This is a genomic window from Ruegeria sp. BB1 (assembly GCF_056539465.1).
Genome location: NZ_JBQFVB010000010.1, coordinates 72532 through 85206, shown reverse-complemented (window position 1 = coordinate 85206; position 12675 = coordinate 72532). Strand labels below are relative to the sequence as shown.

Genomic DNA, 12675 nt, shown 5'->3' with positions numbered 1-12675 from the left:
CCTTGTGTAGATGAACTTAGTTGCCCAGAGCGTTGATCTGCTCCAGAACGCCATCCGGCCATGATCCGGCGAACTCGCTTTCCAGATACATGGTCTGTACCTGATCGCGGAACGCCGCGAGGTCGGGTTCATAGACCTCCATGCCCTGCTCTTTCAGGAAGCTGACAAGGTCCTCTTCTTTCTGAAGCTGCTTCTGGCGCCCCGATTCAGCCGCTGCGTCTGCAGCCTCCTGAACCTTTGCTTGCTGTTCCGGTGTCAGCCCGTCCCAAACCTCTTTGCCGATGGCGATATAATTCAGGTCGACCAGATGCGATGTCAGGACGATCTGATTGGTCACTTCGTAGAACTTGGCATCAACCACAGTCGGCAATGGGTTGTCCTGACCGTCAACGGCACCGGTCGACAGCGCGGTATAAACCTCGGAGAAGGCCATTGGTGTCGGTGCGGCACCCAGCGCTTTGCCAAGGAACTGCCACGCATCGGTGCCCGGCATCCGCAGGTTCACGCCGTCCAGATCGGCCGGAGTTGTGACCGTCAACTCATCCTTGGGCTGACGCAGGTTCACCTGACGACGGCCCAGATACATGACCGACAGCAGTTTAACGCCCAGTTCTTCTTCGGCCTTCTGCTTAAAGGCATCCATCAAGGGATCGTTGAAGACAGCCACCTGATGCGCGGCGTCCTGGTGGACATAGCCTGCGGTAAAGATCGAAAACTCGGGGAAGAACTGGGCCAGTTCCTGCGCCGAGGTGATCGACATTTCCAGGTTACCGCGACTGATAGCATCCAACTCAGTGCCTTGCGCGAAGATCGTGCCGTTATAGCTGGGCTCATAACTTGCGAAATCGGCGACCATGGGCGCGAAAACCTCGGCCATGGCAACCGAACGCTGGTCGGTCTCCGATCCTGATGTTGCGAGGCGAAGTTGCACTTTGTCTTCCGCCAGCGCACCACTTGTTGCGCTAAACAGAACACCGGTTGCAACCAGGGCTGACACAGCAGCCCGGCGGGTAAGTTTGGTAATCACTTTGCTCCTCCCTGAGACATCATGATGCATTTTTCCGATTCTGAGTTTTGACCTATTTTGGACTTTTTGCAAGATTTTTTGCAAAATATCAGATATTTTTCATTACCTGCAATTTCTGTTGTTGCATTTCCTGAAGGTTTCTTATCTTGACAGTCTCGCCAGTTCTGCAGGAATTCTGAATGGCTTCAATGACTTGAAGTGTTCTGAAGCCTTCCCATCCGGACACAATCGGATCTGCTTCGTGCCGAGCAACGTCAACAAAGTGCCCGAGTTGATTGACCAGTGGGTCAGAGGAACCCTTCTTCAGCGCGGTTGACGAAATTGGAATCCACCAATCCCTTTCCTCACCCTGGTAGGTCCATAGTCTTAGATCGGGGACAGACAACGACCCATGAGAGCCACCGATCATGTAGCTACTCTCAGTGGTCGACGGATAGATTGGATATTCCTGAGACGTCATCTCCCAGCTCCACGGAGCAACAATGCTGTCGGATACGCTAATGGTCCCAATCGCTCCGCTTTCAAACGTCAATAGCGCTCCGGCGACATCTTCGTTGTCATAGCCGCGTTGCGAGGTAGCCGACTGCGCCTGTACGGTCACGACCTCTCCGGCCAGGTACCGCAGAAGATCGACATCATGGACAAGATTGACCGAGATGGGCCCCGCTCCGGGCTTCTTACGCCAGGGTGCGGCGTCAAAATATTCATCGGGCTTGTAAAACCAGCAATTCGCATGGACAGCGCGCACATCTCCAATCTTCCCGTCGACAATGGCTTCCTTCGCTGACTTGATCAAAGGATTGTGCCGACGATGATGTCCGACCATCAGTGGCACATTGGCCTTCTCCGCTTCTTGGACAAGCTCCAGTGCAGCGGAGGCTTCCACGGCGATCGGTTTTTCGACGAGTACGGGACAACCATGCCGAACACATGTGAGCCCTTGTTCGACGTGAAGCGTCGTGGGCGTCGCGAGCACAGCTCCGTCCGGCGTCTGATTTGCAAACATATCCTCGAGGGTCTCGTAACACGCAACGCCATGCTCCGCAGCGTAGGTGCGCCCTTCGTCACTGGGATCAACAACCGCAACAAGATCGACATGACGCAACGCGCGTATCGCGTCTGCGTGGCGGCGTCCAACAAGGCCAATGCCGACAATGGCAATGCGAAAGTTCATTGACAATTTGCTTCCTTCCAGAGGGTTCGGAAACTCCGAAACCAATGTTTATGACTGAGCTGCTTTGCCCAACTTGAACTCGACCGTATTGGGGTTTTTGCGATTCCACAATAATGTATGATATTTTTATTTCTACCATACATCACATTGGATTGCTGATAACTCTGTAAAGTGGTATTTAAAGGAGGAATCTAAAAATATCGGGTGAAACGCATGGCGAAACAGCCGTCTACGATAGGTGCAAGCACCTATCAGCGCATAAAGCGGGATATTATCTTTGGAGAATTGCAGCCTGGCTCCAAACTGAAGCTGGACGCATTGAAAGAGCGCTACTCAGCAAGCCTTTCGACACTTCGTGAAACGCTGAACAGGCTTGCCAGCGACGGGTTTGTCGAAGCCCCGGAACAACGGGGGTTCCTGGTTACGCCGGTCTCTCGCGAAGACCTGACCGAGATATCAGAGTTGCGTGTCCTGCTGGAATGCCACGCGTTGGAGTTGTCCATTGCGAATGGCGACACGGACTGGGAAGGCAACCTCGTTGCCGCGCACCACAAACTGCACCTGATGGAACAGCAGCTTCTCAAGGGCGACGAGTCCGAGAAAGAAACCTGGAAACGATATGATTGGGAGTTTCACCAAGCGATGATCGCGGCCTGCAACTCCAAGAACCTTCTGTCTCTGCACTCGATCATCTACGACAAGTATTTGCGGTATCAGATGCTCGTGCTGACCTATCGCGGCGAAGAGGCCGTCAAGGAGCATAAGGGCATGTTCGATGCCGCATTGGCCAGAGACGCGGGCACCGCTAAGAAGCTGTTGGTAGATCACATCCGAAACGGTCTTTCACATACGCTGGAGGCTATGTAGCTCGCTGTTGTTGCCGCCTATCTCCATCACCTGAATCAGCGGCACGGGACCTGAAAGGCAAGTTTAATTACTGTGCTTACCAGACGAATTCCGTAAGTTTATGATTCAACATCCGAACCCGCTACATCAGGCAGCCGTTTAAACAAGGATGAGAACGCTAAGCTTCCGCAACCAAGGGTTGCTTTGCACCACCATAACAAACCGCGAACATCCTTGAAGCGGTTTTATGTGAAGCGATCTCTGATTGAGTAGTGGCCATTCAGTGGAACGAGTACTAAAGGCTGCTTCGCGGACAAAGTGTAAATTCGCTGTAACTGCGCCAATATCCACCCTCAGAAGTAACATGAAAACGGTTGTTTCTGTCGAAGACAAAGAAAAAATGACCAACCAAGATACGCAGTGACACGAAACTAGGTTGCGGGCCGCACCACTATTGTCGAATAGCATTGCCTCGCCCCCATCCGCGTTCGCCACGTGGCAGATCAGCAGGAACAGGCGCCTTCGGCGTATGATCTGCAAATCAAACCTGGTTTTCCTAAAAGGAAGTCACGATCAATGAAATCAGTCGAGGTGCTGGATGAAGGAAGTGAGGCGAAAATGGCAAGGTTCTGTCGCTGGTGGCAGAACTATGTGTCGCCTGACAAGGAAATGTGGAACGTCACTGATATTTGACTCAATCGACAGCCAAAACCTCAATAAATCGGCCAATCACGTCATTCATTTCTGGCCCAATCGTCAAGCATTTCTGACCCAACACAAAAACCACCCTCTAATCGTGGCCACGGCCCTTGTCTCAGAACAGCCCAACTCCGCCACTTTGAACTTATGTTGCCCACGCACGCGACATCAGATTTGCTGCCAGGTGCGCTTTTGGTGAACATCGTGACCAAATGGTGGGCACCTATGCTTGCTTCAGACCAACCAAATCGGAATAAGAACGCTCACCGCGAGTGATTTGACGTTTGAGGGTGTTCGTTGCTGCTTTTACTTTACCCTCGCCCAAAAGCGATGTGATCGCTTGATGTTCCTTGTAAGATTTCTTCGTTCGATTGGAACGCTTGGACAGATGCGTCCGCATAGTTTGGACGATATCACTGACTTTTTGATATCCATCCCGCAGGTAACTGTTTCCGCAGGACCTGAAAAACGCGTCGTGAAACTCGGCGTCAAGTTCCAAGTACTGCTCGAATTCATCCGCTTCCTGCGCTTCTGACATCTTAGAAACAATTGTAGCCAGCTCATTGATCAGAACCGACGGGTTCTTTTCAAGCGCTTGCTCCAAAGCTGCAGATTCTAGGATGAGCCGATACTGGCAAAGCTGCACCACGTCCTCTTGAGAAAGAGAGAATACAAAGGCTCCTCGATGAGGAAAGATCTGAACGAGCCCCTGAAGATTCAAAGCCGATAGCGCTTCGCGAATCGGAGTTTTGCTGATGCCCATGGCATTTGACAGCTTCACTTCCGGCAACGATTCACCCAATTGAAACGTGCCATTGATTATGCCTTTTCGGATATGCTCTTCAGCAGTTTTACTCAACGAATCCGGGCGCTTAATCTGCAAAATCTCGGTCATTTTCACTTCGTCCTATTTTGTCTCTCCAACACAATAGCACATGTAAGCTTGATTTCTATATTATATCTGATATCTCAGATAATAGATCGAAAATGACTAAATCCGTGGGAGGATACCTTGTTCAAGAAATCAACATTGGCGCTTGGCGTCGTCATGTCAGCCGGGCTTGCTTTTGCAGCATCCGCTGAAACAGTCATTAAGGTTGGGCATGGCGCAGCAGAAGCGTTTCACATGCATCGCGCGCTACTGAAATTTGAAGAACTGGTCGAGGCTGGCTCGAATGGCGAGATCGACGTACAGATATTCCCTTCGTCGCAGATGGGCCCTGATCGCGAGATGATTGAAGGCGTTCAAACCGGCGTTCTGGAAATGGCCATTCCTCCTTCTTCTTTCTTCGCGGGCTGGGATCCGGCATTTGCAGTAATTGAACTGCCTTACATGTATTCCTCCAAGGACATCGCCTTTGATGTTCTTGATGGCGATGCTGGTGATGACATGCTTGCACGGGTCGAAAACCAGGGATTGGTTGGTCTCGGCTGGCTTGAATTGGGTGTACGCAATGTGACCAACAATGTCCGTCCGGTTGCAACCCCCGCAGATCTCGAGGGTGTCAAGCTGCGCACCATGAAGGTTCCGGCGCATGTGGCGACATTCGAAACGCTCGGGGCCAACCCGACGCCAATGAACTTTGGTGAGGTCTATTCTGCTCTCCAGCAAGGCGTGATCGACGGCCAGGAAAACCCACTGGCGATCATTACCTCACAACGTTTCTACGAGGTGCAGAAATACCTTTCGACCACGGGCCATGTCTTTGCGGTCTATATGCCCGTCATTTCCAAACCGTTCTTTGACTCGCTGTCCGCAGAGCATCAGCAACTGGTGCGGGAGTCGATGGCCGCCGCACGTGACTATCAGGCGGAACTGGTCGCAAACGAAGATGCGGAACAGTTGGAACAGATCCGTGCTGCCGGTGTCGAGGTTCTGGAACTGACTGCAGAGCAGCGACAGGCCTTTGCCGACAAAACCGAGAGCGTCCGCCTGCAGTATCGCGACGAGGTTGGCGCCGAAGCCTATGACGACTGGGTAGCAGCGGTTTCCGCAGCAAGCGGAAGCTGACCCTCGGACTACTCAGCCAATACGGGCACCCGTGCCATGAGGATTCGGGTGCCCCTTTCGTTCAAGGGGAGGTGAACGGTGTCGGTTATCAAATGGATCGATATGAATGCCGAAAAGGTCTTAGCAAGCGCACTTCTGGCCGCGATTGTCTTGTTGATCTTTGGCAATGTGTTCATGCGCTACATTCTGAATGCCTCTCTTTCATGGGGCGAAGAGCTAACGCTTTGGCTGTTTGTATGGTTTGTCTGGCTTGGCGTCAGCTATGCATTCCACACAGGCGATCATGTGCGTATCACGGTCCTGCGTGATGTCCTAAGCGAGCGCGCAAGGCTTTATGCGGATGTTGTGATCGCGCTTCTTGTCCTTGGATTTCTGATCGTTCTGACAATTGAATGCATCAAGCTTATCCGACAGCCTTTTGTCGCCAGCCAGACTTCGGTCGTTTTGGGACTACCGATTCCGATCCTTTATGCTTCGGCGCCGATTGGCGCGGGCCTGTCCGCGATCCGCGTCACTCAACATCTGATCCGAACCCTGCGTCTGATCGCAGGAACCAAAGCGTGAGGAACCTGGCATGCTTGCAACAACGCTTTTCTTGACGCTCTTTGCCCTGTTGCTCTTCAGCGTGCCTATTGGCATCTGTCTGGGCTTGGCCACTATGATCGTGATGGTCTTTGTGGATGGCACGCCACCCATGGTTCTTCTGGCACGGTCGGTGGTAACAGGCGCGGACTCATTTCCCCTGATTGCTGTTCCCTTGTTCATACTGGCAGGCGACCTGATGCAGCACGGCGGAATGTCTCGCCGACTGGTTGGGTTTGCCAATGCACTGATCGGTCATATCAGGGGTGGGTTGGCTTATGTGAACGTACTCGCCTGCGTGTTCTTTGCCGCCATATCCGGTTCGTCTCCTGCAACTGTAGCCGCCATCGGGTCGAACATGATCCCAGAGATGGAAAAGGTCGGCTATACGCGCAAATTCAGCGGCGCATTGACGGCATCCTCAGGAATGATCGGCGTTATGATACCGCCAAGTATTCCCTTCATCATCTATGGTGTTACCGCCGAGGTTTCGATCGGCAAACTGTTTCTTGCAGGTGTTGTTCCTGGCATCCTTTTTGCCCTCATGTTCATGTTGGTCGCTCGTGTTCTGCTGCGAAAAGACGAGGTTGTTCAGCAATCGACGACTACGTTCTCAGGCCCGGGCGTCTGGCAGAGTTTCCGCTCTTCTATCTGGGCGCTACTGGTGCCCGTGATTATCCTTGGGGGTATCTATAGCGGTATCTTCACCCCAACCGAAGCTGGTGCCGTTGCTGTGGTTTATGCCGCCTTCATCGGCATCTTCGTCTATGGCGACATCACCCTCAAGGACCTGCCAGAGGTTTTGGCGGGCAGTGCGAAGACCAGCGGGACCATTCTGATATTGGTAATCATGGCGACCGCCTTTGGCAGGTTGATCACGCTCGCAAGAATCCCGACAGAGCTCGCAACAACAATCACCAGCCTGTCCGACAATCCGATCATCATTCTGTTGCTGATCAATCTGCTATTGCTGGTGATCGGAATGTTCATGGAGACGATTTCTTCGATCATCATCATGACGCCGATCCTGCTGCCGGTTGCAACCGCACTGGGTGTCGATCCGATCGTTTTTGGTGTCATCTTGACGGTCAACCTAGCCATTGGGTTCTGCACACCGCCATTGGGTGTAAACCTGTTCGTGGCCAGCAGCATTTCGAAGGTCTCCATCGAAAGCCTCAGCCGGGCGATCCTGCCATTCTTTGCCGGCATGCTGATCCTGCTGATGTTCATCACCTATGTGCCCGCAATTTCCCTGGCCTTGCCATCCCTTTGGTGACCGGCTGAGGCGCTTCAAACGTTAGACAACAAAACCAGAGGACCCGGATGATTCTGGACCTATCCCACCCGTCGATAGAAGACCTTCGGAAAACCGCGCAAAAGCGCATTCCGAAGTTTGCTTTCGAATACCTCGACAGCGCAACCGGCCGGGAACTGGGGTTGAAGGTAAACCGCGACGCACTTGATGCCATCGGGTTCATGCCACGTGTTCTATGCGGCCGAACAAAGGCCGACCTGCAGACTACACTGATGAGTCAAACATATGATCTGCCTTTCGGGATAGCACCTGTGGGCATGTCCGGCCTGATGTGGGCGGGTGCAGAGCGGATGCTTGCAAGGGCGGCGGTCGCGCACAACATTCCGTTTTCGTTGTCCAGCGTGGCAGTAGCATCGCCGGAAGACGTGGCGCCCCACATTGGCAACAACGGATGGTTTCAGCATTACCCGGTGAACTCCGGTGAATTGCGCCGCGCAATGCTGCCGCGGATCAAGGCGGCAGGGTTTCATACACTAATCATCACGGTGGACGTACCAGAAGAGAGTCGGCGCGAACGACAACGCCGCGCCAACCTGACCGTGCCTCCAAAAGCTGACCTGCGCACGCTGAAAGAAATGGCGTCACGACCCGCCTGGTGCCTTGCGCATCTGCGCGAGGGCATCATGCCACGTATGCGGTTCTTTGACGATTACGTTCCCACACGCGGGCGAGAAAGCTTTACCCATGCAGGTGCTCTGATACGAGGGATTCCGGATTGGGACTACCTGCGCGAACTACGGCAGGAATGGGAGGGTCACCTGATCGTCAAGGGTGTACTGCGGCCGGAGGACGCGCAAAAAATGGTTGCCGAGGGCGTGGATTGCATCTGGGTCTCAAACCACTCCGGGCGTCAATTCGAAGCCGGGCCCGCCGTGATTGACCAACTCCCGAACATCCGCGAGGCGGTCGGAACAAATGTGCCATTGATCTACGACTCTGGCGTTGCCTGGGGATTGGACATCATGCGTGCCCTGGCGAAAGGTGCAGACTTCGTCATGGTCGGGCGCGCCTTTCAATATGCTGTTGCAGCGTTCGGAGCACGAGGGATCGACCATCTCGTTCACATCCTGAAAGCTGACATTGAGGCCAACATGAGCCAGCTTGGCAGCGAAAACCTCGGCAGTCTGGCAGAGCACCTTCTGAGAACTGGCTGATCGGCGCTTGCGGCGCGTGGCGTATCACCCAGGCGCGTTGTCATCCTCGTCAATCAGCCCCTTGACGATCAGATCCGCGGTTGAGCGCGAACATGCCATTGGCAGATTATATACCGTTGCGAGACGGGTCAGAGCCTTAACGTCGACGTCATGTGGCATGGGTGAGAGAGGGTCGACAAAGAAAATCAATGCATCCAGTTTCTCTTCGCAGATCATGGCGCCAATCTGTTGGTCGCCTCCGAGTGGTCCGCTTTTCAGGCAGGTCACATCCAGTTGTGGATAGGCTTGCTTAATGCGACTGCCGGTGGTCCCTGTCGAAATGATTTGTACTCTGGACAGGCGGGCCAATTGCAGACCCACCCATTCAACGATTTCGTCCTTTCGCGCATCATGGGCTACGAGGGCGAAACGCGGCGCTTTACCGGATGAATTGTTCAACGTAATCTTCTCCAAGACCGACTTCCGCGAAATGTTTCCGGCACAGATCAATCTTGGTAAAGACATCTTCGTAGCCAGTGACCTTGCCCCACGGATCAACATAGCACATCACGCCATTGACCTGGAAATAGGTAACCATCTCTTCGACATCGTCGGGAACGACCAAGGTATGAGTCTCACCCGGCGGCTCAAAGACATATCCCCCCTCTTCCGCAACCCAGTCATGTTCCAGATAATGCCAGCGCCCTTTCAGGACGAAGCCGTGGACGGGCTGGGGATGGCGGTGCCGCGAAAGAACGCCAGCTTTGCGCACTTTGAGAAGGTTCATCCAATAACCTTGCGAGCGGTTCAGACAGAGCGGTCGGAACCAGACGTTCTCTGCCTGCGGAACCCACAGTCTGTCGTCCTCGCTCATGGCATTCGGGATCACGATCTCGTCTTGCGCATCCTTGGGGAATGGCAACTGATAGGGCATTCGGGCGGTGTCATGGTCATTCATTGATTTTCCTCACATAGCGAGATAGCCGCCATCGACCGGATAGATCGATCCGGTTACAAAGCTGGCATTTTCACTCAAAAGCCATTGCACAAGCGCACCGACTTCTTCGGGTTTCCCCCAACGTTTCATCGGCGTACGCGCCAAGATCCCTGCCGTTCGTTCAGGGTTTTCCCGAAGGCCTTGGGTCATCTCTGTCTCGATCCAGCCCGGCGCGATGGCATTGACCCGGATACCGTCGTCGGCCCAGCGACCTGCCAGCGCCTTCGTCAACTGTGCCACGCCGCCCTTGGAAGCGGAATAGGCCGGCACCAAAGGTCCACCAAAAGTGCTGAGCATAGAGGCTGTATTGACGATAGCCCCACCTGTTTCCGCTAAGAAAGGATGCGCGGCGAGACAGCAGCGCATAGTACCAGTCAGGTTCACATCAAGCACCTTAGCGAAAACGTCAATGTCGTATTCTTCGCCACGCAGAAGAATACCTGCGCAGTTCACCAAGGCATTGAGACCCGTGAGCTCGCCGAATACATCATCGATGGATGTCTGGTCGGTGACATCCAAGAACTGCAACTTTATCCCGTCCTGAGGCTCGAATGCATCCAATTCGGATTGGGAGGCGGAAGCGGCAATGACGGACCAACCTGCGTCTGCCAACGTACGTGCAACACCCGCACCAATCCCTCGCGTACCGCCCGTAACAAGGGCCTGTTTCATCCAAGTTCCTCCAATACACTGATGAAGGCGCGCGCGCGCCTGCCGATATCATCCAATGTATAGCTCGGTTTGAACAGCGCGGACCCCAGCCCATATCCATCTACACCCGCGGCATGATACGACGCCATCGTATCAGGCGTTATGCCGCCCACCGCAGCGACGACTGCGTCTGCAGGCAATACGGCGCGCATTGCAGCGATGGCAGCGGGTGGCACCATTTCCGCCGGAAAGAATTTGAGGATCGATGCTCCGATATCCAACGCCGTAAAGGCCTCGGATGGGGTCATGACACCTGGACACCAATACAGACCCCGCGCGACAGCCGCGCGCCCGACGTCCGGGTTCATATTGGGCGACACGATGATCCGCCCGCCTGCATCTGCAACCGCCGCGACCTGATCCGTAGTCAACACAGTGCCAGCGCCGACGATGGTTTGAGCGCCATGTTTCACGGCGATCTGCCCTATCGATTCCAGCGGGTCCGGTGAGTTGAGTGGCACTTCGATTATCCGAAACCCGGCATCGAAGAGTACATCAGACACCGGGCGCGCATTTTCTGGTGCTAGCCCCCGCAAAATCGCAATCAGCGGGTTCTCGGCAAGAGCTGCGGCGAGGTCAATCATCCAACCAACCCCGCAGCGCGAGCAATCAGAAAATGCCCTTTCGCAACGATATCATCTGGCGCGCGACGGCTGTCGAAACCAGCAGTTCGAAGCGCTATTTCGTATCGGTCGGACAAGTCGCTGCGTCCAACAACAGTGATCGTGCCGACGTCTTTTACTTCGCCGGTCGCGGCAGCAACCTCGGTCCCGATCAACAAGCCCGACAAGTAGTCGGCCGTGGCAACCTTTGGGATTTTGCCCATGAGAGGAAGCGTCCGAACATGAAACAGGCTGTGCAGCAGGTTCGACTCACCACTGAGGCCCGCCTTGACGCCCATCACGAATGCGTCTTCGCTGAAGGCGTCCTCCTTCATCAAAGTGCCAAGGATCGTGTGTTCTTTCAGCGCCGAAAAGATCTCACCTGTCATGTAGGTTGAGAAATCCACGATCTTCCCGTCGGCAACCTGAACCCATTTGCTGTGCGTTCCCGGCATCACGAACATACCTTCGCTCAAACCTAGCGAAGATGCCCCAATGATCTGGGTCTCCTCGCCGCGCATTACGTCCGGTCCTCCGGCATGTTCTGTCGAAGCACCAGTCACAAAATGAATACGCGCTCCGTTGGCCGCTTCGTGGGGGACCAACGCTCGCGCAAGACCGCCAGCACCCAGCGGCATTTCAGCATATTGCGTTTCTACCCAGCCATTGCGGCTGGTGATCATGCCAGATGCCAGGATCGGCAGGTTAGCCTTGGCGACCCAAGGGCCGATTAGACGATCAAGGACCGCCTCAAAGGTTTGTCCCGCAACCTGCATGATGCCTTCAGGCGACGAGACCCCATCGATCACCTCGCCCTCCGCACCGATTAGAAATGCACGGAACGATGACGTGCCCCAATCTACGCCGATCAGCGCTGGCTCAGATGCGACCGAATTCATTCAGCAGATCCTCAACGGTTTTGCCTTGGGCCACCCATTTACGGGTTTCCTCTTCACGGTCAGCTTGCTCTTGAGCAAGACGCACGGTTTCTTCGGCAATTTCCTGTGGAACCACAACGACGCCCATAAGATCAGCTACGATGAAATCTCCAGGGTTTACGACGACGCCCCCACAGGCGATTGGCACATTGATCGAAAGTTCTTCTTTACGTTCTGAAAACATCGTGTGCGTTCCACGCGGCGTGATCGCACGCGTCCAGATTGGCCAGTTGATGTCTTCCAGCTCATCTGTATCGCGCCCCGTGCCATCAACGATCATACCGCGTATGCCACGGTTCTTGGCTAGACCGCCCATTAAACCGCCGCAGACTGACGTTTGACGATCACCACCCGCGTCCACAACGATCACGTCCCCGGGTTGTCCCATTTCAAGCGCTCGCAATGGGTCGACCAGGTCGCCTTTTGAAAGCTGAACCGTCACGGCCTGGCCTGTCACCTTGGCGCGGAAAGCGGGTTTGATGGCGCTGTCCATCACGCCTGTTCGGTACTGCACATCCGCAAAAATGGCAGCGGCAGAGTACGCCTCCAACACCTTGTCGAATTCTTTGAGAAGTTCCGGGTTTCTTTCAAAATCATTGAAAACCCTGAGGTCCGTGCTGACGTCTGGCATTCTAGTCTC

At 54.3% G+C, this 12675-nt stretch carries 14 protein-coding genes; 5 read left to right on the top strand and 9 right to left on the bottom strand.

The features are described from left to right. Window positions 1-16: 16 nt before the first annotated feature. Window positions 17-1027, bottom strand: a complete 1011-nt coding sequence (gene dctP / locus ACR0AL_RS18140; protein ID WP_170351613.1) for a TRAP transporter substrate-binding protein DctP — start codon at window positions 1025-1027, stop codon at window positions 17-19. 88 nt (window positions 1028-1115) lie between these two features. Continuing rightward, a complete protein-coding gene (locus ACR0AL_RS18135) occupies window positions 1116-2201 on the bottom strand; it encodes a Gfo/Idh/MocA family protein (RefSeq protein ID WP_217356094.1) in 1086 nt (361 codons plus the stop codon). Between the two features lie 213 nt (window positions 2202-2414). Between ACR0AL_RS18135 and ACR0AL_RS18130 the strand changes: the two genes are divergently transcribed. Beyond that, the gene (locus tag ACR0AL_RS18130) at window positions 2415-3068 is read left to right on the top strand and encodes a GntR family transcriptional regulator (RefSeq protein ID WP_170351617.1); all 654 of its coding nucleotides are present in this window, start codon (window positions 2415-2417) and stop codon (window positions 3066-3068) included. Between the two features lie 901 nt (window positions 3069-3969). Here ACR0AL_RS18130 and ACR0AL_RS18125 read toward each other — a convergent pair. Beyond that, window positions 3970-4641, bottom strand: coding sequence for a GntR family transcriptional regulator (locus tag ACR0AL_RS18125; RefSeq protein WP_480664127.1), 672 nt, complete (start codon window positions 4639-4641; stop codon window positions 3970-3972). 117 nt (window positions 4642-4758) lie between these two features. Here ACR0AL_RS18125 and ACR0AL_RS18120 point away from each other — a divergent pair, with 117 nt between their 5' ends. The 4 genes from ACR0AL_RS18120 to ACR0AL_RS18105 all read left to right on the top strand — a co-directional run bounded on the left by ACR0AL_RS18120 (window position 4759) and on the right by ACR0AL_RS18105 (window position 8808). Further along, window positions 4759-5757 carry a TRAP transporter substrate-binding protein gene (locus ACR0AL_RS18120; protein ID WP_480664125.1) on the top strand — a complete coding sequence of 333 codons (999 nt, stop codon included), beginning with the start codon at window positions 4759-4761 and terminating at the stop codon, window positions 5755-5757. Window positions 5758-5835: 78 nt separating this feature from the next. Then, the gene (locus ACR0AL_RS18115; protein ID WP_170357713.1) at window positions 5836-6321 is read left to right on the top strand and encodes a TRAP transporter small permease; all 486 of its coding nucleotides are present in this window, start codon (window positions 5836-5838) and stop codon (window positions 6319-6321) included. Between the two features lie 10 nt (window positions 6322-6331). After that, on the top strand, window positions 6332-7615 hold the full coding sequence (locus tag ACR0AL_RS18110; protein ID WP_170357711.1) for a TRAP transporter large permease: 1284 nt from the start codon (window positions 6332-6334) through the stop codon (window positions 7613-7615). 47 nt (window positions 7616-7662) lie between these two features. Next, window positions 7663-8808 carry an alpha-hydroxy acid oxidase gene (locus ACR0AL_RS18105; protein ID WP_170411663.1) on the top strand — a complete coding sequence of 382 codons (1146 nt, stop codon included), beginning with the start codon at window positions 7663-7665 and terminating at the stop codon, window positions 8806-8808. A 24-nt stretch (window positions 8809-8832) separates the two neighbouring features. Here the strand turns inward: ACR0AL_RS18105 and ACR0AL_RS18100 are convergent, their stop codons facing one another. The 6 genes from ACR0AL_RS18100 to ACR0AL_RS18075 are packed head-to-tail and all read right to left on the bottom strand — an operon-like array spanning window position 8833 to window position 12666. Beyond that, window positions 8833-9246, bottom strand: coding sequence for a methylglyoxal synthase (locus ACR0AL_RS18100; protein ID WP_480664122.1), 414 nt, complete (start codon window positions 9244-9246; stop codon window positions 8833-8835). Beyond that, window positions 9227-9745 (bottom strand): 2,4'-dihydroxyacetophenone dioxygenase family protein, encoded by a 519-nt coding sequence (locus tag ACR0AL_RS18095; RefSeq protein WP_170357704.1) that lies wholly within the window; start codon window positions 9743-9745, stop codon window positions 9227-9229. The genes ACR0AL_RS18100 and ACR0AL_RS18095 overlap by 20 nt, the downstream gene beginning before the upstream one ends. A gap of 9 nt (window positions 9746-9754) precedes the next feature. Then, window positions 9755-10456, bottom strand: a complete 702-nt coding sequence (locus ACR0AL_RS18090) for an SDR family NAD(P)-dependent oxidoreductase (protein ID WP_480664120.1) — start codon at window positions 10454-10456, stop codon at window positions 9755-9757. Continuing rightward, window positions 10453-11079 (bottom strand): 2-dehydro-3-deoxy-6-phosphogalactonate aldolase, encoded by a 627-nt coding sequence (locus tag ACR0AL_RS18085; protein WP_480664118.1) that lies wholly within the window; start codon window positions 11077-11079, stop codon window positions 10453-10455. Before ACR0AL_RS18085 ends, ACR0AL_RS18090 begins: the two co-directional genes overlap by 4 nt. Then, window positions 11076-11996: a 2-dehydro-3-deoxygalactonokinase gene (locus tag ACR0AL_RS18080; protein ID WP_170765392.1), complete on the bottom strand. Its 921-nt coding sequence runs from the start codon at window positions 11994-11996 to the stop codon at window positions 11076-11078. Before ACR0AL_RS18080 ends, ACR0AL_RS18085 begins: the two co-directional genes overlap by 4 nt. Continuing rightward, window positions 11977-12666, bottom strand: a complete 690-nt coding sequence (locus ACR0AL_RS18075) for an RraA family protein (RefSeq protein WP_170596885.1) — start codon at window positions 12664-12666, stop codon at window positions 11977-11979. The genes ACR0AL_RS18080 and ACR0AL_RS18075 overlap by 20 nt, the downstream gene beginning before the upstream one ends. Window positions 12667-12675 lie beyond the last annotated feature (9 nt).

Coding starts and splice junctions, on each gene's coding strand:
- ACR0AL_RS18135 (WP_217356094.1), bottom strand. CDS start 2,201: ATGAACTTTCGCATTGCCATTGTCGGCATTGGCCTTGTTGGACGCCGC.
- ACR0AL_RS18130 (WP_170351617.1), top strand. CDS start 2,415: ATGGCGAAACAGCCGTCTACGATAGGTGCAAGCACCTATCAGCGCATA.
- ACR0AL_RS18125 (WP_480664127.1), bottom strand. CDS start 4,641: ATGACCGAGATTTTGCAGATTAAGCGCCCGGATTCGTTGAGTAAAACT.
- ACR0AL_RS18110 (WP_170357711.1), top strand. CDS start 6,332: ATGCTTGCAACAACGCTTTTCTTGACGCTCTTTGCCCTGTTGCTCTTC.
- ACR0AL_RS18105 (WP_170411663.1), top strand. CDS start 7,663: ATGATTCTGGACCTATCCCACCCGTCGATAGAAGACCTTCGGAAAACC.
- ACR0AL_RS18095 (WP_170357704.1), bottom strand. CDS start 9,745: ATGAATGACCATGACACCGCCCGAATGCCCTATCAGTTGCCATTCCCC.
- ACR0AL_RS18090 (WP_480664120.1), bottom strand. CDS start 10,456: ATGAAACAGGCCCTTGTTACGGGCGGTACGCGAGGGATTGGTGCGGGT.
- ACR0AL_RS18085 (WP_480664118.1), bottom strand. CDS start 11,079: ATGATTGACCTCGCCGCAGCTCTTGCCGAGAACCCGCTGATTGCGATT.
- ACR0AL_RS18080 (WP_170765392.1), bottom strand. CDS start 11,996: ATGAATTCGGTCGCATCTGAGCCAGCGCTGATCGGCGTAGATTGGGGC.
- ACR0AL_RS18075 (WP_170596885.1), bottom strand. CDS start 12,666: ATGCCAGACGTCAGCACGGACCTCAGGGTTTTCAATGATTTTGAAAGA.